Below are 18341 nucleotides of genomic sequence, written 5' to 3' on the forward strand. Positions count from 1 at the left end.
AATTGTGCTGCGATAGTAATTTTACAATCTCGATATCCCTTATTCTTTTTACATGGGATAATTATTAACTTTGATTAATTGAAAAAACTAATCGCCATATCGCTAGCCTCACTGATTCTATTAAGTTATATAGGCTTTACCTTTGCTAATCACTTTTGTGGAGAGCATGCGGTAGATTCGGAGCTAAGTTTTTGGGTACATCATTTAGACTGTGGAATGCCAACTATGTATGTGCAAGAAATCTTGGATTCTCACAGATTATGGCCAATACCTTATTCGGAGGTTGAGGCCAATAAGGAAGTATTCATGGCTCAAAATCCAGGTTATTAATGCGACTATTTCTTTGTTTCTTGGTATGCTTGTTTCTCAAATTGTACAGTGGATTAGTGTACGGCCAGTCCTTTAACAATCACTCGGAAATTCGTATAGTCAACGATAATCCTGTTCTTTTCATTAATGATGGGCAGGTTCCGCCATTTGCATACATGTCATACCTTGGAGAAGCTGCGAATTACCGCGAGATGGCCTCTTCTGGACTTGAGGTATTCTGTTTGCTGGCTTATCTCGGTGATCAGGGAATAAATTCTACTTCTGGGATAAAGCCTTTCCGCCCTTCTTTTTGGAAAGGGATGAACGAATACGACTTTTCAATAATCAAGAGTGAATTTGACGACTTGGTTAATGTAAAAAAGGATGCAAAAGTCATTATTCGAATTCATCTTGATGCTCCGGTTTGGTGGGAAAGTCAAAACCCTTCAGAACTTTGCCGTTTGCCGACTGGAGAAAGCCACCGTGTAAGTTACTCCTCGAAAAAGTGGCGTAAAGATGCGGGAGGTGCACTTTTGGCTTTGTTGGATTGGATACGGAGTTCCGATTACAATAGCAATCTTATCGGTATTCATGTAGCAGGTGGCTTTACAGAGGAATGGTTTTTTCACTATAAAGATAAATTTTTCGACGAGAGCCTAGCCCGAAGCAACGGTTTCAGGGAATGGCTGAAGGAAAAGTACCAACAGGATCTTCATGTACTTCAAGAGGCTTGGAATAATCCAACGCTTTCATTCCTCAATGCGAAAGAAGCGGATATTAGTGGAATTACTTCTGGAAAATCGATACGTAAAAAAGGCGAAAATAGCCAATTGGACGATACCTTCGAATATCATGGGCAGATCATGTCGGATAATATTGCCTATTTCTCTCGGTTAGTCAAAGAAGCCAGTGAGGGCCGGCTTTTGACGGGGGCATTTTATGGCTATCACCTTTTTGTGCACGACCCAAGGCGAGGACACGGCTCGTTATCTACTTTATTGGACTGCCCTGATATTGATTATCTCTCCAGCCCTAACGACTACCGGAGGGAGGTCGGTATTGATTGGCTCCCGATGGCTGCCATCCGATCTGTTCAGCTTCATGGAAAACTATGGTTAGCAGAAAATGATACCCGGACTTCGTTGACGACGCTCCTTCGCGAGAAGGCTCCTAATATTGTTCCGGAAGGGGATTGGTATGATAAAGGTGTATGGAAAGGCCCTAAGGATTTAAGGACTTCAAAAGAACTTCTTTGGAAAAATGCCGGTCGCATGTTAGCTTATGGGTATGGTGGATGGTGGTTTGATATGTGGGGCGGGTGGTTTAGTGATCCTGAATTACGCTCAGTTTTTCAGAAAACCAATAACCTTTACAAGAAGTACGTAATCGATGCTAAATCTGATGAGGATTTATACCGTCCAGAAATAGCCGTAGTAGTCGACGAAAAGCTGCAGTTTTATGATGATAGTTATGGAAGAATTACAGGAAAATTGTTGAATAACCGATATGCATTGGGTCAGGTGGGAACTAGTTTTGATGTCTACCTCCGAGATGACTTGGCGGCCTTAGAAAAGGAAGCATACAAGGTAATCTGGTATATAGGAGTTGAGGAAATAACAGGTGAAGAGGAGCAGATCATAATTCGTTTAAATGCAAGGTCAAACCGTGTTATCGTTACTAGTGATGAAGGGTCGTTTATTTACAATAGAAAGAAGCTGATCAATAGCATTATAGGTAGGGTAGTATGGACACCAGAACAAATACGTGAAGTTTTGAGGAATGCAGGTGTACATATTTTCAGTACATCAAATGATGTAATTTATGCAGGAAACGGATGGCTAATGGTTCATCTTAGCGAGGCGGGTCGAAGAGAAATCCTACTTCCATCTGAGTGGTCCCTTACGAATGTCAAAGAAAATGGTAGTTCTGCGTATAATTCAGACCGGCTTGTGCTTGAAGGTGAATACGGAGAAACGTTTCTGTTTAAAACAGACAAATAGCTTATTAATCTAACTTTAGCCAGAATGGGAAGCCTGGACTGATGATTTTCCAATACTTAAAAAAGGAATGTTAATTACTTACACCTCAAATATCTAAAAGGTAGAACTTTAAGTTGTAAGGAACTTGAAAGAGCCGTTAAGACTTTTTTTGTATTATTATCTGATCCTTTAAAGTGGCAAACTGGCTCCTAAATATTTAGTGCCCAACAAGAAAATCAACAATTGGGTGCAAAGTTGGTCAAGAAATTAGCGATAGATTTACGACTGAAGTTTCCAGAAATGAAAGAACTCTCCAATAAAAACTACATTAGCTTTCCTCGTCTTCAAAATCGTTTAAGTGGCACTTGCAAAAATTAAAAAATAATGGATCAAAAGCCAATCATGTGAATAAGGAATAAATATTCAGCTAGTAAACGCTATTCAAAATTGACTTAATGCAAGGTTTAATAGTTTTTCCAGCAAGGTGTTTTTGACGTCAATTGATTTTTACTGTAATCAGCATAATGTTTAAAGAAACTGACTACTACATCTAGATCTGATTAAAACATTATTCCGTATGTAAAAAGAAGAAATAAACGATATTACGGAGACAGAAAACATTCCAAGTGTTTTTGTTCGATGCTTCTTTTGATGCCGTTCAAGTGCTTTCTATATCGATTCATTCTTAATGTGTTAATTCTTGTCTAAATTGTTTAAAATAAAGGTTAATTATGCCAGACAGTTCGATACATACCTTGGATAAATCTTCATCTGAAAGCATCACAGATTGGGTAAGACTATATTCTGATGAGCTATATGGTTGGGCTGTTAAAAAAGTTGGAGACAACGAAATCGCAAAAGACTTAATTCAAGATACATTTTTATCGGCTTATAAGAATATATCAGGATTTAGAAATGATAGCTCTCCTAAAACTTGGCTTTTCAGTATTCTTAACTTCAAGATCATTGATTATTACAGAGAAAAAAAGAAGATAGTTGCTATCTCCCTAGAAGGAGATGACAAGAAAATAGTAAAGGAAGTAACTGACAGTATGTTTGACAAAAATGGAAACTGGGAGACTAATGGCCTCGAAGATTCCTGGAATAACCAAGAAAATTTACTTGACAATTCGGAGTTTAATGAAGTAATGGATGTATGTATGGCTGATTTGCCAGATCAATGGCGACAACTCCTACGACTTAAATATTTGCTTAACAAAAAACATTCAGAAATATGTCAGGAATGCGATTTAAGTCAGTCTAATTATTGGCAGATAATACATAGAGCAAAGCTTATGATGAAAAAATGTCTTGAAATGAATTGGTTTAAAAACTGACTAAAATTATGAAAATCTTAAAACGTATTATGTCTTATATGTTGCTCAGCTGTCAAAAGGCTACTGTACTCATAGAGAAAAGGAAAATTCATAACTTAAGCTGGCAAGAAAAAATATTGCTGGATTCCCATTTGGGGATGTGCAAGGCATGCAAAGGCTATGAAAAGCAATCTGAAACAATAGACCAATTGTTTGAACATCACCACCAATCCAGCGATGATTCTGCAGAACTATCAGACAAGGAAAAAGATGAGCTAATTAAATTTCTTCAAAATAATAATTAAGTATTTGTCAGGATACTAATTTACCCACGACTACGCATTCAAATAACTAAAGTTTGAATGAAAGAAAAGTCGAAAAAATATAAGAAAGCATTTCTTCTTGGTACAGTGGCCATTCTTCTGGCGGGAGCCACCTATGCTTATTACCTCTATAATTTACCGAAAAGAGATGTTGCTGCATCAGAAGCGGATTATAGCTATAAAGCTTCAGAAGTAGTCAATGAATACCTATCTGACCCTACAAAGGCAAATCAGAAATTTTTGGATGCCGAAGGAGTTTCAAAAATCCTTATGGTTAATGGAACAATTGCTTCAATAGGTGAAGATTACAATGGACAAGTTGAATTATTGCTAAAAGAAGAGCAAGAGTTAGCTGGAGTTAGTTGTACTTTATTAAGTTCATCAGGTACCGACAAACAGTCTTTTAAGTTGGGTCAAAAAGTCATGGTAAAAGGAGTTATACGCTCTGGAGCTGCATTTGACGAAGACCTTGATATGTATGAAAATGTAATTCTAGAAAAATGTACAATTATAAATTAAATAACAATAAAATGAAAAACACGCTAATTCTTATGACCATAGCTCTTGGGCTATCCTCTTTTACCGAATTGCCTGAAAAATTAATCTCTAAAAAATCAAAAGTAAGTTTCTTTAGTCATACAGCCTTGGAAGATATTACAGCTGTTAATTTCAAAACAGTGGGCACCTTGGAAGGAAAAACAGGAGATGTTGTTTTTTCTGTTCCGATGCAAAGTTTCGAATTTGAAAAATCATTGATGCAAAAGCACTTCAATAGCCCAAAGTTCTTGGACACTAAAACGAATCCAAAGGCAAAATTTGTGGGTAAAATCACTAACCTCAATCAAATTAACTTTGAGAAAGATGGGAAATATGCTCCTATGGTTGTTGGAAGTTTAACTATCAACGGCGTAACGCAAAAAGTCTCTAAAAAAGGAGAAATAATCGTTAGCGGAGGAAAAGTTACCACCAAAACGAAATTTGATATTACGTTGGCGGACTATAAAATTGCTTTTAGCGATGGAAAACCTTCTACCAATATAGCCAAAGAGGTCACTATTGAATTTGAAGCAGAATTTTAGGTTTTCAGGGTTTGCCTTTTAAGGTAAACCCTCTTTTTTAACCCGGTTTATGCATTGGAGAATCGTAATGAGTAGTTAAAATGCAATAAATCAGACATTAAAACGAAATTAGCATAGCACCGCTCTGGTGATTGAGTTTAAATGGGTTTACGAACTGATTTAAAGCAGTTTAGGTACGGTCCCGATAGCTATCGGGAGATTTTCCAATGTATAAGGCGGGTTTAACCTTATTTTAAGCAATCATGAAGTTGATTTTCATTATACTGGCTAGTTTTCTCACTCCTTCCAAAGGAGAAACGGATAATGGGATTCTCTTTGAAATTAGAAGAAATAAGGACGATTTTAAAATAGTATATCAATTGAATTTGAATGAAAAGGGTAATGTTATTTTGAAAGAACCGATTAAAACGTATTGGCTAAAAAATGGCAAAAAGGAAGCTTTGAGCTTGATACAAGAGAAATATGCTTATGGGCTTGTGGTAGATAAAATCACTGATGATTTCATTGACCTTCATTTCGCCGCTTATTCTCAAAGAATCATAAGGCTAAAAATGAATGAGAAGCCAACTGTCATGATTTCTGAAGGTGATTCATGGGCTTTGCTACGCGGTATTTATGTGAATTTTTCGAATTCTTCATTTCTACTACCAAAAATCAAAAGTGTCAAAATAGCGTTAACTAATCCAAAATCTTGTGAGGATTTTATTCAAACTATTAAACCATAAAATAAATGATTGACAATTGCTCAGAAAACCTTCGCCAACTCAAAGAGTTAACAAAGGTTATAAACGAAAATGACTATAAACAGAAAATTGATTTGCTATCAGGTGCAAGTATTGGTCAACACATCAGACATATATTGGAGTTTTATCTGTGTGTTTTTGAAGGGCAAATTGACGGAACAATTAATTATGACCTCAGAAAGAGAGACATAAGAATAGAGGAAGACCCTATTTTTGCTGCTCATACTATAAATAATCTCTTGATATCTCTTCAATTATTGCCGCAACAGCATGTCCCAATAAGTCTGCAAGGAAACTTTAAAGAAGAAGAGAGTGAAATTGATAAAATTGACACTTCTTTAGCTAGGGAATTAGCCTATAACCTGGAGCATAGTATTCATCATCAAGCCCTCATAAAAGTTGCTTTACTTTATTTAAACCGTGGCGTTTTGGTGGATGAAAACTTCGGAGTGGCTCCTGCTACAGTTCGCTTTAGGAAATCCATATTGATTGAAAATTAAGACTTTGTTTATTGTTTAAACCTTTGAAAAATGGAAACCTGGCAAATTAATTTATCTTTAATTCCGAGTTTAGCGGTCATTCTTGGTAGTGTAAACAGAATGGCTTTGGGCCTCACAGATGAATTAAATAATAGATTACATCTAGATCATGAATTGTATGAAGAAATAATACCTCTGAAAATAAAACAATTGAAAACCTTAAGTATTGCTACCCTTCTAATGTATTTAAGTCTCTTATTACTAGTGATAAACGCTATGTTAGGTGGCTTGAATATTTTCGAGAATTACAATACAGCCATTTTGATAATCATTGCGGTTTTTATATTTTTTGTTTCAATTATTTTATTGGTTTCTTTTTCTTGGAATGCGTATTTCATACGTCAAAGACAGTTTGAAAAATTTCTGTTGTAAGGAGTGTTGAATAGAATTACTCGGTAGCATCTTTAATTCAGAGAGAAACTTTGTTGTAGATAAATAATCAAAATCTTCATAGATAATGTCAACAAATTTGAATCATAAAAAGGCTTTGGTTATTTCAGGTGGAGGCAGCAAAGGTGCTTTTGCTGGAGGAGTTGCAGAATATCTTCTACTTAAACAGAATAAGAAATATGACATATTTTTGGGCACTTCTACAGGAAGCCTTTTAATAAGCCATTTAGCTTTGAATAAAGTGGAAGAAATAAAAAGGATATATACGAATGTTAGCCAGGGTGATATTTTTAGCAATTGTCCTTTTACTAAAAGAAAAAAAAGAGGTTTTACCCATGTAGGGATAAATCATTTTAATGTTCTTATCAATTTCTTATTAGGTTCTAGGACTTTCGGTGAAAGTAAAAATCTTAGAAAGCTGATTGAAAAAGAAATCACCAGAGAGATATATGACGAAATAAGACAAGTACATAAGGAAGTAGTGGTAACGGTTTCAAACCTTTCTACCCATGAAGTGGAGTATAAAAACATATCTGAAGTAGAATATGAAGACTTCTGCGATTGGATTTGGCTGAGTTGCAATTACCCTCCGTTTATGTCTCTGGTACATAAAAATGGGTACGATTATGCAGATGGCGGTTTATCCATTACTGCACCAATAGAAAGGGCTATTGAAATGGGAGCCACAGAAATTGATGCTATAATTTTAGATACAGAAACGTATGCAATCAATCATATGGCTATTAAAAATGCGTTCACATTGCTTACCAATACATTTACATTTATGATGAACACTATCTCTTTCCAAGGTCTTCAATTAGCAAGTAGAAGAGCCAAGTATGAGAATGTCAAGTTAAATATGATACACACACCTACCATACTTACGACAAATTCCTTAGTTTTTGACAAAGTGGAGATGACTAAATGGTGGCAACAAGGCTATGATTACGCCTTTTTTACTTTCGCCAATGAATAAGTTACTCTAGGAGGGAAAAGAACGAAAGGAATTAGTTATCTCTTAGGGCTTTAATGACCTCCATGAGGTAATCAGGCTCTATTCTTTTTCTGAAATTAGGATTAATATGTTCAAAAATTATCTCTGCTTTTTTGTTTACAATCATTAATGTTGGTACAGGCAAAATGCCATGTTTATCATCAGGATCTCCAAAAGCAATCCCAACGTTTTTTAAAAGTGTGGCACCAGGATCTGAAAATAATCGGTAAGCAATTTTATTTTTCTCTTCCGTGTTCACCAATTCCTCATAATTATCAGGAGAAATCGCAACAATTTGATATCCTAAGGCTATAATATCATTCTCAATACTTACAAGTCCAGCCAGCTGCTTATTACAATATGGACACCAGCCGCCTCTATAAAAAACTAAGATTGTTGGTTTTTCATTGAGAACATCTAATAAATTATGTTTTTTTCCTGATGGGTCTATAACCGTAGCTTCTGGGATTTTTTCACCAATCAGCAGTGGGGATATATCTTCAGGTTGTTCGGCCGTTTGAGCTAGAATATGGAATGATGTGAAAAAGAAACAAAGTAATAAGAGGTTTTTCATATTTAAAACGAGTTGGTAGTGCCTATTTGGAAAGCTTAATGACTAGCTTATTAAAATAGCAAATAATCATATTTAATGTACGTCGAATTTAGGTATTATAGATTCGGAAGCTAATTAATCGTTGTTAACATTTTTGAAAAGTACCATTTTATCGAGTGTTTTATATCGCACCTCCATACAATGACTGAGATGAGATATTTCATAGGGTTCATTTTTATTAATGTTGTCTTTCGAAATAAATAAACCGGCACATTCCAATTCACCTATTGGGTTATATCTATTAATTTGAGCAAGATTATCACTCATGAATTCTACATGAAACCATGAGCCAGCTCCTTCTCCAGCCAACCATTGTACCTTTTCGGGTAGATTAGCGGGCTTTTCTGGTGGAGGTAAAGTTCCTCTGAGATAGGCCGTTTTTTTACTCATAGATGGATATATTTTGGTTCATATGTATAGCGGGAGTAATTTCAAAACTTGAGCTGATTTGAGTCAACGACTTTACGTTTCCTAAAGGAGTAGGAGAGATGGTAGGTGGCAAGGATAGCCTAACTTTAGTCCAAAGTTGAGGCCGTCCTGCCTTAATAATAGTATTAACAAAACGCGAACAATTAGTGCCATTCTTCACAAAAGGACCATAAGCAAGACAGCCTTTACTTTGTAAGTCTTTAGCTTTTTTGTACGCTAATTCAAAATTTACAGGTGCAATACCGGCATATACCCTTCCGCTTCCATGACATGCCTCTTTTTGTTGAATCTCAACGAGTAATTCTTTTATATTTAAAGGCTCACCTTTTTCTGGCCATTCTAATATAGTTTTTAACTTTAATTCATGGTCTGTGAATTTATCTCTTACTCTGCCATGGCCATAAGGAGTATGATACCTTCCGAAATCTAAATAAAGTGGTTCATTTTCGAAGTTTTCTATTAGGATGACTGCCGCATGACCTACTTTGTAATAGTAGTTTTTGTGCAGACCTAACCATCCAGCTGGTTTATCGTACCATGCTCCTGCGGCCTTGCAGTGCGTTTCAGGCCATGCTAAGGCTATTGCCCATCCTGAATACATAGTTCCATGGGGTTTAATAGGTGGTTAATTTGACTATTATCTAAAAGATCTAAATATTTAAAATAGGAGTGATCTTTATATCGTACTATTTGGCTAACACTTACTGTTTTTAAGTCGCCATTATTTCTTTCCATGAGTACGTTTTCAAATGAATTGTCGGTATGTTTAAATAAATGAAATGCTAACATATTTTCAGCTTGAATCACTTCTGAACTTAGCCATTTAGAATACCATGCTCGTCTTCCTTCTATTATAGACTCAGAATAAAGTGTAACGGAAGACCAAATTCTAGGCACATTTATGGGTAGTTCATGTACAATTTTTCTTTTACCATCCCATTTTAGTTCCAGATAGAATTGCTTGTTTGTATTGTCAATCAGGATAAGTGTGAATGGTTCTGTTTCAGATAAATCAACATGCTGAATGAAACTTCTATCGTCTTTGTAATCCAGACTTTCTAATAAAACCTGCCCTCTGCTTCTTTTATATTGTTTAACGTTAGGTAGGTGATTTTCATTAGCTCCATTCAATAGACACCGGGCTTTTTGTTCTCCCACCGCTATCCAACTCCCACCCGCTATCATATCTTTAGGATATATCCATTTGCCAGTGTTAGTACAATATAGCTCAGGCTTTAACGTAGGCCTAGCCGTTTTTTCATCTCTATTAGAGGTGAGAAAGTAGCCATTATTGACCGGTAGATAGGTTACAGTACACATATTGATGTTTATTTTCTATACTTGTTTGACGGAGTCTTATTAGAATACTGACAAAAAATGTAATAAAAATTTGTAAAATTTATTAAAACCCAATTTTCAAGCAACGGGCATTTAATCCGCTTTATGCATTGGGCAATCTCCCGATTTTATTGGGATCGTAGCTAAATTGCTTCAAATCAGTATACTTCGTTAAGCTCAGCACAGGCTACACCCATTTAAACTCAATCACCATAGCGGTGCTATGCTAATTTCCTTTAATCATCTGATTTATTGTACTTTAAAACTCATAACCACCCCCCAACGCATAATCCTGGTTAAACTTTAGAAATCAAACCTGCTTCAAAAGTAGAATAATGGTTTTTAGGCTATTGACTTTAGAACGCATGCCTAAGTGCTTAAGCTGAATTTGATATAATGGTTTCTGCAAAAAGAGCAGCTGCTTGTCCAAAAAGATTAGAATCGTTGGTCTCCTGATTATGTGTTAGATATTTATTCTTCCCTATGTTTATGTAAATATCTTATAATAAATGGTTTGATGGATTTTAATGTTATTTTGTCAGGATTACAATTATCTACGTCTATAAAGCTGTGGCAAAGCAATTATAAGCAAAACAATTAATTCAGACTATAAAATCAAACCTAAAATGAAGGCATCAGATTTATTTATAAAAGCACTTGAAAACGAAGGTGTAACGTATATTTTCGGAATTCCTGGCGAGGAAAACTTAGATATGCTAAACTCTCTGAAGGATTCTAAGATTAAATTAATTCTTACCCGTCATGAACAAGGAGCAGGTTTTATGGCTGCCACTTATGGTCGATTAACGGGGAAGCCTGGGGTTTGTCTAGCAACGCTAGGGCCTGGTGCCACCAACTTAACCACACCCGCGGCTTATGCTCAATTGGGAGCCATGCCTATGGTGATGATTACTGGCCAAAAGCCGATTATGAAATCCAAACAGGGTCGTTTTCAAATAATAGATATTGTTGAATTATTTCAACCAATCACAAAGTATACCCGACAAATAGTAAATGGGAATCTAATTCCGTCTATGGTTCGGGAAGCTTTTCGTTTGGCTATAGAAGAGCGGCCGGGAGCTGTTCATCTAGAATTACCAGAGGATATTGCTGCGGAAGAATGTGAAGACCGATTATTTGATGTAGTTGGGTTTAGAAGACCTGATGCCAATGAGGTGGCTATCCAAGAAGCCACAAAAATGCTGGAAGAGGCCAAAATGCCTTTATTGTTAATAGGAGCTGGTGCAAATAGACAAAGAACAAGTGATGCTTTGATCCAATTCGTTGAGTCTACAGGGATTCCATTTTTTAATACACAAATGGGGAAAGGTGTTTTAGATGAACGGCATCCTCTATTTTTAGGAACAGCCGCTTTATCAAGTGATGACTTTTTACATTGTGCTATCAATAGGGCAGATCTAATTATAAATGTGGGTCATGATGTAGTGGAGAAACCACCATTTTTTATGGAGAAAGGTGGAACCAAAGTGATTCACGTCAACTTTTTTCCAGCTAATGTAGATGAAGTTTATTTTCCTCAATTAAATGTTATTGGAGATATAGCATCGTCGATAATGCAATTGACGGGTCAAATCAAAGACAAAAGCAATTGGGACTTCTCCTATTATGAAAGAATTAAAAAGGAGGTAGAAAGTCATTTGACAAGATACGTTGAAGACGTTCGTTTCCCTATTTTACCACAAAGACTGGTACATATTGTGCGTGAACAATTACCGGATGATGGCATTGTAACCTTGGATAATGGTGTTTATAAGATTTGGTTTGCCCGAAATTATAAATGTTACCAACCCAATACACTTTTATTAGATAATGCACTGGCCACAATGGGTGCAGGTTTGGCTTCCGCAATGGCTGCAAAGTTGATTAACCCAGATAAAAAAGTAATTTCGGTTTGTGGAGATGGAGGGTTTATGATGAATTCTCAGGAACTGGAAACAGCTACTAGATTGGGTTTAAATATGGTCGTTATTATTCTAAATGATAGTTCGTATGGAATGATAAAGTGGAAACAAGAAGGGATGGGATTTGAAAGTTTCGGTTTAGATTATAAAAATCCTGATTTTGTAAAATATGCAGAAAGCTATGGGGCTAAAGGGCACAGACCTACTTCTGACCAAAGTTTTAGAGAAATCTTAAAAACTTGTTTAAACTCAGACGGTGTTCATGTCATTGATTTAGCAGTGGATTACTCATTAAATCATTCTATTTTGAACGTCTTGCTAAAAGAAAAAACCTGCATTCTTTAAACCTATAAATTATTACTGAATATTCTTATTAAGAAAAATGCCTTCTGTTTTTGACAAAGGGATTTTACTAAAGCAGCAAATGCCGAAGCCCATTTACGTCATATAATTTTAAACTGGATCGCAATAGAACAATTGACATGGAAGTACAAATACTAAAAGTTAAATCGCCGTACGATTTAAGCCTTATTAAAGAAATTCCTTTAGTTGGAAAAGTAGAAGTGGAAAAAGCATTATCAACGGCTTATGCTTTATTTCAAGATCAAAGTAAATGGATTGCTCCTCATGAGCGAATAGCCATTTTAAAAAGAGCAGCCACCATCATGCATAGCAGATTGGAAGAGCTTACAAAAACGGCAACTCAGGAAGGAGGAAAGCCATTGGTCGATTCCAAAATTGAAGTTTTAAGGGCTATTAACGGAGTTGAATTAGCGGCAGAGCATATAGGAAAAATAAAAGGCGAACAGATTCCGATGGGCTTAACCAAAGCTTCCGAAAACAGGATTGCTTTTACAAGTAGGGAACCCATTGGAGTGGTGAGCTCCATAAGTGCTTTTAATCATCCATTAAATTTAATTGTACATCAGGTAATAACAGCTGTTGCTGCCGGTTGCCCTGTGATTGTAAAACCAGCTCTAACTACACCATTGTCTTGTCTAGCATTGGTTGACATACTAAAAGAGGCTGGTTTGCCAGAAGGTTGGTGTCAAGCTATTATTTGTGATAATGATGCTGCAGAACGCTTAGTCACAGATAGTAGAATAAATTATTTTTCGTTTATCGGTTCTGCAAAAGTTGGCTGGTACTTAAAGTCAAAATTAGCTAATGGAACACGATGTGCTTTAGAACACGGCGGTGCAGCTCCTGTAATAGTGGAGAAAGATGCAGATTTTGAAACACTCTTGCCATCGCTATTAAAAGGTGGTTTTTATCATGCTGGGCAGGTATGTGTTTCTGTGCAACGCGTTTTTGTTCAAGAGAGCATTTGTAATGATGTTGCGAATAAACTAGCTGAAATGGCTTCAAAATTAGTAGTAGGAGACCAAATGGATGAAAAAACGGAAGTTGGGCCTTTGATTTTACCAAGAGAAGTAGATAGAGTAGAGGAATGGGTAAATGAAGCCATTCAAGCTGGAACCAAAGTGTTATGTGGAGGAAAACGAATTTCAAATACTTGTTTTGAACCAACGGTATTATTAGACCCACCTTTGGATGCCAAGGTGTCAAGATTAGAGATTTTTGGCCCAGTGGTTTGCGTTTATTCCTATTCAGATAGAGACAAAGCAATTGAAATTGCCAACAGTCTAGATGTGCATTTTCAAGCAGCCGTTTTTACAAAGGATTTAGATGTGGCTTTGGATTGTGTTAAAAAACTAAATGCCACAGCAGTTATGGTAAACGACCACACCGCTTTTAGAGTAGACTGGATGCCTTTTGGCGGTAGAGATACTTCAGGAATCGGGATGGGAGGCATACAATATTCTATGCACGAAATGACAAGAGAAAAACTGATGGTGATAAAAAGCAAAGTTTTATAAAAATGAAAATAAGAGAAAAGTTTATCCTGCTGTCAATAATGCTACTTCTTGTAGTAGCAGGAGTTTACATAGTCTGGAAACCAATTATTTGGACTTTAGTATTTATAGGTCCTGTTATTTTATTAGGGATAAGCGACATACTTCAAACCAAACATTCGATAAAAAATAATTTTCCTGTAATCGGAAATTTCAGATACCTCTTGGAGAAAATCCGTCCTGAAATAATGCAGTATTTTGTAGAAACAGATACGGAAGGGGCACCGATTAATAGAATGTTTAGAAGCCTAATCTATCAAAGAGCCAAAAAAGCAAACGATACAGCACCATTCGGTACTCAAATGGATGTTTACCGAGCTGGATATGAGTGGATAGATCATTCATTATATGCTGTAGACCATAAAGATATTAATCCGCTTCCTAGAGTACTTGTGGGTGGGGCAGATTGTAAAAAAAAGTATGACGCTAGTTTATTAAATATCTCTGCTATGAGCTTTGGCTCCTTAAGTAAAAATGCCATTTTAGCATTGAATAAAGGTGCAAAAAAAGGAGGTTTCGCTCATAATACAGGAGAAGGAGGAATTAGTCCATTTCATTTGGAAGGTGAAGGAGATTTAATTTGGCAAGTGGGTACAGGTTATTTTGGATGTAGAACACATGATAGAAATTTTTGCCCTGACACATTCGCTAAAAAAGCGACTTTGGATAGTGTGAAAATGATTGAAATAAAATTATCTCAAGGTGCCAAACCAGGTCATGGAGGTATTTTACCAGCCGCTAAAAACACAGAAGAAATTGCGAGAATAAGAGATGTTAAACCACATACAGATGTAAATTCTCCGCCTTCACATGCTGCATTCTCATCTGCAAAAGGATTAATGGATTTTATAAAGTTACTTAGAGATAAGTCTGGAGGTAAACCTATTGGCTTTAAGTTATGTATAGGCAAAAAGCAAGAATTTATTGATATCTGCAAAGCAATGGTTTCTACGGGTATTAAACCAGATTTTATAACAATAGATGGAGGCGAAGGTGGTACTGGTGCAGCACCAATAGAATTTTCTAACTCTATCGGTATGCCTTTAAGAGAGGGACTGGCCTTTGCTCATGATACGCTTATGCTTTATGATTTAAAAAAGGATATTAAGTTAATTGCTTCTGGAAAAATATTTACAGGATTTCATATTGTCCGAATGCTGGCTCTAGGTGCAGACATGGTAAATAGTGCCAGAGCAATGATGCTTGCCATAGGTTGTATTCAAGCTAGACAGTGTAATACAAATACTTGTCCCGTAGGTGTTGCCACACAAAATAAATCCTTAATAAAAGGCTTGAATGTTCCTGATAAAGCCGTACGAGTAGCAAATTTTCATCATGCTACTTTGCAAAGTTTTAGTGAGTTGGTTGGGGCTGCAGGAATCAGAAACTTATCTGAATTGAATCGATCACATATCAATCGAAGAATCAGTATGACAGAAGTGATGAACTATAGCGAGATATACCCTACCGCAGTTAGGTAGGAGGTGAAACGAAATACGAATGGATTTATAAGGCAATGCTTCAAGAAACATTACAACTTTCAGATTATCTAAAACTCAAATTAATTAAGTCGTAAACATTGGGTCAAGCACAAAAGTTGGGTCTTCTTCGTCAATGAATGGGTTCACTTATGACAAGAATGCCTGCCTATTGAAACCTTCGTCAAGAATTGATTTTAAATGTTGTTTTTTCTTCTCTTGACCCATCTGGAGCTTAAAAGCATCCCTAATATGCCATAAAGCTCAATAGTCTTTTTTGAAAGATTCCCTGGAAGCGTTTTGATATTGCGAAACGTTACTTTTTTAAAAGGAATGCTCTAGGCACTCTCAATCGTTTTGCTGTAATTTTACGTTCTTACCTATGAATCCTCTTAATGAGAACTTTTGGGTATGTAAATGCGAGAACTTTATAACAAGCAGAATAAATAACCAAGTATTCTCTTGATCTGAAGAATATTTAAACGTTCCAAATAAATAGTTATATGAGCCAAAATGCCCTACTTTTTATTCCTGATATAAGTGGTTATACCAAATTTATCAATCATACGGACGTAGAGCATAGTCGTCATATTGTTTCAGAATTATTGGAGGTCATATTGGCTAAGAATACCTTGAATTTGGAATTGGCAGAAATAGAAGGCGATGCTCTTTTTCTGTATAAATTACAGAGTGCGTCTACCATTGAAGATGTCTGGACTCAGGCCAAAAAAATGTTCTTAGCTTTCCACGAACATCTGTTACTTTATAAGCACAGAAGGATTTGTGATTGTGGAGCTTGTCTTACAGCCAGCAGCTTGAGCCTAAAGTTTGTTGTACACATAGCTCCAATTGATTTTATAGAAGTAGCCGGTAGAAAGAAACCATATGGTCCCGAGGTAGTTAAAGTTCATCGACTTTTGAAAAATGATATTCAGAACAGCGAATATTTACTACTGTCTAATGAAACAACTTCCGCTTTAGGATTATTTTCTGGCTCTGAAGATGTCAAGCATTATGAAACTCAATATGATTTTGGTCCTTATAAGTATTCGGCGATTGATATGAGCCCGCTTCGGTCAGAGGTTTCAGCCATCCCTAAGTTCGAAGTAACCAAATCAAAAGTTGAGCTATTGAATTTCAAAATCGATATTGCAGCATCGCTTGACGACGTGCATGAAATCACCAGTAATTTTGCTTATCGCCATCTATGGAATAAAGGGGTAGATTCCATTTCTTATGAGAAGGATAGAGTCAATCGGGCAGGGTCCACGCACCTATGTGTCATTAATGGTGATATTGTAGCGTTTGAGACATTGGATACCGGCCAAGAAAGAAAGCCACTTATTTATGCAGAGAGAACGAAATCTGCTCCATTTGCAAGTCAACTAGATAATTTTTACGTATTCACGGAAACAGAAACAGGTACCAATATAGAACTTACCCTTTTTGCAACATTCAAAAAATACAGAGGATGGGCTAAGTACCTCCTGAGATTGTTTATGAAGAGGAGTATTCTTAAAGGCTTAATCGACCTTAAGGCTTTAGCCGAACAAACTGGACTGGAAAAGCTACAAGAACAGGTAAATGCATAGGGCTAATATGTTAACTGTGACCCGTTCACAAAACTTTTTCTAAGATTTAATATGCCTGGCATTGAACGAGACTTTGATTTCGGGAATATTGGCGTTTGTTTGTGGTCATTATGCTTAGATATAAACTCACTTTGCCGTCAATAATTCAATTGGTTAGATTGTTGAAAGGTCGCTCATAGCAGAAGTTACGTATAGAATTCTCCGTATTAAAGAAAAGATAATGGGCTTGTCTTTTCCTGGTAATAGTCTTTGGTTGTTGGAGCACCGGGAATATTACAGATGATAATGTTAAGCGAACATTTAGTGCATCACAACAATCCATGTGAAAATACTATAATTATTTAGGCTGATTTTCCGTCTGAGTAGAAAAGAATAGACTTTGAGTCTATTATAGTTTGTTTTTTGGCAACGAGGTGCCATAGCTTACTCGTTAAGCAATCGAAGGTGATTATTAAATTTTACAATTTCTTAATAGTATTTTTCATTAAAATCGGAGTAATACAGTTGGGTTTTGATTTGAAATATTTTGCTAATCTAACAATTTGACCATGAATATAGGGGTTGACTTAGGGGGAACTAAAATAAAGGTTGGAATAGCAAACGAGGGTTTAATTCTCGAGCAGAATACGGCTTTATTGTACCAAAAGGATTCATTGTCTTCTACGCTGAAACAACTTAAAGACCTCATTAGGCCTCATGTTTCCAAAAAAATTAGTAAAATAGGTATAGGGGTTCCATCTGTAGTAGATACAGAAAGAGGCATAGTATATAATGTAACCAATATTCCTTCTTGGGAAAAAGTAGCCTTAAAAGACATACTTGAAGATGAATTTAATCTACCGACTTTTGTCAACAACGATGTCAATTGTTTTACACTTGGCGAACATCTTTTTGGGCAAGCTAAGGGCTATACTTCAGTAGTTGGTTTGACCATCGGTACGGGTCTTGGTGGAGGTATAATCATTGATAATAAACTCTATAAAGGTTTCAATACCGGTGCAGGTGAAATTGGACTTTTGAAATACCTTGAAAAAAACTATGAATACTATTTAGGAAACTCATTTTTTGAGCGGAATTTTGGATTTAATGCTCGCGAGGTATTTATTGCATCTCAAGGAGGCCATAAGTGGGCATTGGATGCCTATGCTGAATTTGGTATGCATTTAGGGGCTGCTATTCAGGCTGTTATGTACACGTATGACCCTGAAGTGGTGGTGGTGGGGGGCTCAATAAGCCATGCCTTTTCATTTTTTGAAAACACCATGCATGAAGCTTTAAAGGATTTCGAATTTCCTGAATCTTTGAAAAAAATTAAAATATTTAAATCCAATAACGATAACATTGCTCTACTAGGTGCTGCTGCACTGAGTAGGTAATTAAA

19 protein-coding genes are annotated in these 18341 nt (G+C 36.2%); 15 read left to right on the top strand and 4 right to left on the bottom strand.

The window, feature by feature from the left end:
* The first annotated feature begins 78 nt into the window (after positions 1-78).
* From ACSBFT_RS04070 to ACSBFT_RS04115, 10 genes are all read left to right on the top strand, one after another.
* Complete coding sequence (locus ACSBFT_RS04070; RefSeq protein WP_489603639.1) at positions 79-330, top strand: HYC_CC_PP family protein; 252 nt, start codon at positions 79-81, stop codon at positions 328-330.
* 155 nt (positions 331-485) lie between these two features.
* Entirely contained in the window at positions 486-2309 is a 1824-nt protein-coding gene (locus tag ACSBFT_RS04075; RefSeq protein ID WP_489603640.1) for a hypothetical protein, read from the top strand.
* A gap of 710 nt (positions 2310-3019) precedes the next feature.
* Positions 3020-3625, top strand: a complete 606-nt coding sequence (locus ACSBFT_RS04080; protein WP_489603641.1) for a sigma-70 family RNA polymerase sigma factor — start codon at positions 3020-3022, stop codon at positions 3623-3625.
* Between the two features lie 8 nt (positions 3626-3633).
* Positions 3634-3909, top strand: coding sequence for a hypothetical protein (locus ACSBFT_RS04085; protein ID WP_489603642.1), 276 nt, complete (start codon positions 3634-3636; stop codon positions 3907-3909).
* A 57-nt stretch (positions 3910-3966) separates the two neighbouring features.
* Positions 3967-4446 carry an OB-fold protein gene (locus ACSBFT_RS04090; protein ID WP_489603643.1) on the top strand — a complete coding sequence of 160 codons (480 nt, stop codon included), beginning with the start codon at positions 3967-3969 and terminating at the stop codon, positions 4444-4446.
* A gap of 11 nt (positions 4447-4457) precedes the next feature.
* Positions 4458-5006 (top strand): YceI family protein, encoded by a 549-nt coding sequence (locus tag ACSBFT_RS04095; RefSeq protein WP_463045364.1) that lies wholly within the window; start codon positions 4458-4460, stop codon positions 5004-5006.
* 242 nt (positions 5007-5248) lie between these two features.
* A complete protein-coding gene (locus ACSBFT_RS04100; RefSeq protein ID WP_463045363.1) occupies positions 5249-5731 on the top strand; it encodes a DUF4833 domain-containing protein in 483 nt (160 codons plus the stop codon).
* Between the two features lie 5 nt (positions 5732-5736).
* Positions 5737-6249: a hypothetical protein gene (locus ACSBFT_RS04105; RefSeq protein ID WP_463045362.1), complete on the top strand. Its 513-nt coding sequence runs from the start codon at positions 5737-5739 to the stop codon at positions 6247-6249.
* A gap of 30 nt (positions 6250-6279) precedes the next feature.
* Complete coding sequence (locus ACSBFT_RS04110; protein ID WP_463045361.1) at positions 6280-6660, top strand: hypothetical protein; 381 nt, start codon at positions 6280-6282, stop codon at positions 6658-6660.
* Between the two features lie 85 nt (positions 6661-6745).
* Positions 6746-7654: a patatin-like phospholipase family protein gene (locus ACSBFT_RS04115; RefSeq protein ID WP_489603644.1), complete on the top strand. Its 909-nt coding sequence runs from the start codon at positions 6746-6748 to the stop codon at positions 7652-7654.
* A 31-nt stretch (positions 7655-7685) separates the two neighbouring features.
* Here the strand turns inward: ACSBFT_RS04115 and ACSBFT_RS04120 are convergent, their stop codons facing one another.
* The 4 genes from ACSBFT_RS04120 to ACSBFT_RS04135 form a co-directional block, all read right to left on the bottom strand.
* Complete coding sequence (locus tag ACSBFT_RS04120; protein ID WP_489603645.1) at positions 7686-8246, bottom strand: peroxiredoxin-like family protein; 561 nt, start codon at positions 8244-8246, stop codon at positions 7686-7688.
* Positions 8247-8360: 114 nt separating this feature from the next.
* Positions 8361-8675, bottom strand: a complete 315-nt coding sequence (locus ACSBFT_RS04125) for a DUF6695 family protein (RefSeq protein WP_489603646.1) — start codon at positions 8673-8675, stop codon at positions 8361-8363.
* Positions 8668-9315, bottom strand: coding sequence for a hypothetical protein (locus ACSBFT_RS04130; protein WP_463045357.1), 648 nt, complete (start codon positions 9313-9315; stop codon positions 8668-8670). Before ACSBFT_RS04130 ends, ACSBFT_RS04125 begins: the two co-directional genes overlap by 8 nt.
* Complete coding sequence (locus ACSBFT_RS04135) at positions 9294-10034, bottom strand: NRDE family protein (protein WP_489603647.1); 741 nt, start codon at positions 10032-10034, stop codon at positions 9294-9296. Before ACSBFT_RS04135 ends, ACSBFT_RS04130 begins: the two co-directional genes overlap by 22 nt.
* A gap of 644 nt (positions 10035-10678) precedes the next feature.
* On the opposite strand from ACSBFT_RS04135, the gene ACSBFT_RS04140 reads away from it, so the two are divergent.
* From ACSBFT_RS04140 to ACSBFT_RS04160, 5 genes are all read left to right on the top strand, one after another.
* On the top strand, positions 10679-12319 hold the full coding sequence (locus ACSBFT_RS04140; protein WP_463045355.1) for an acetolactate synthase large subunit: 1641 nt from the start codon (positions 10679-10681) through the stop codon (positions 12317-12319).
* A 137-nt stretch (positions 12320-12456) separates the two neighbouring features.
* Positions 12457-13854, top strand: coding sequence for an aldehyde dehydrogenase family protein (locus tag ACSBFT_RS04145; protein WP_489603648.1), 1398 nt, complete (start codon positions 12457-12459; stop codon positions 13852-13854).
* 2 nt (positions 13855-13856) lie between these two features.
* Positions 13857-15371 carry an FMN-binding glutamate synthase family protein gene (locus ACSBFT_RS04150; RefSeq protein ID WP_489603649.1) on the top strand — a complete coding sequence of 505 codons (1515 nt, stop codon included), beginning with the start codon at positions 13857-13859 and terminating at the stop codon, positions 15369-15371.
* A 500-nt stretch (positions 15372-15871) separates the two neighbouring features.
* The gene (locus ACSBFT_RS04155; RefSeq protein WP_489603650.1) at positions 15872-16960 is read left to right on the top strand and encodes a DUF2652 domain-containing protein; all 1089 of its coding nucleotides are present in this window, start codon (positions 15872-15874) and stop codon (positions 16958-16960) included.
* 548 nt (positions 16961-17508) lie between these two features.
* Positions 17509-18336 carry an ROK family protein gene (locus tag ACSBFT_RS04160; RefSeq protein WP_463047581.1) on the top strand — a complete coding sequence of 276 codons (828 nt, stop codon included), beginning with the start codon at positions 17509-17511 and terminating at the stop codon, positions 18334-18336.
* Positions 18337-18341 lie beyond the last annotated feature (5 nt).

This window comes from Arcticibacterium sp. SM2516 (assembly GCF_057914865.1).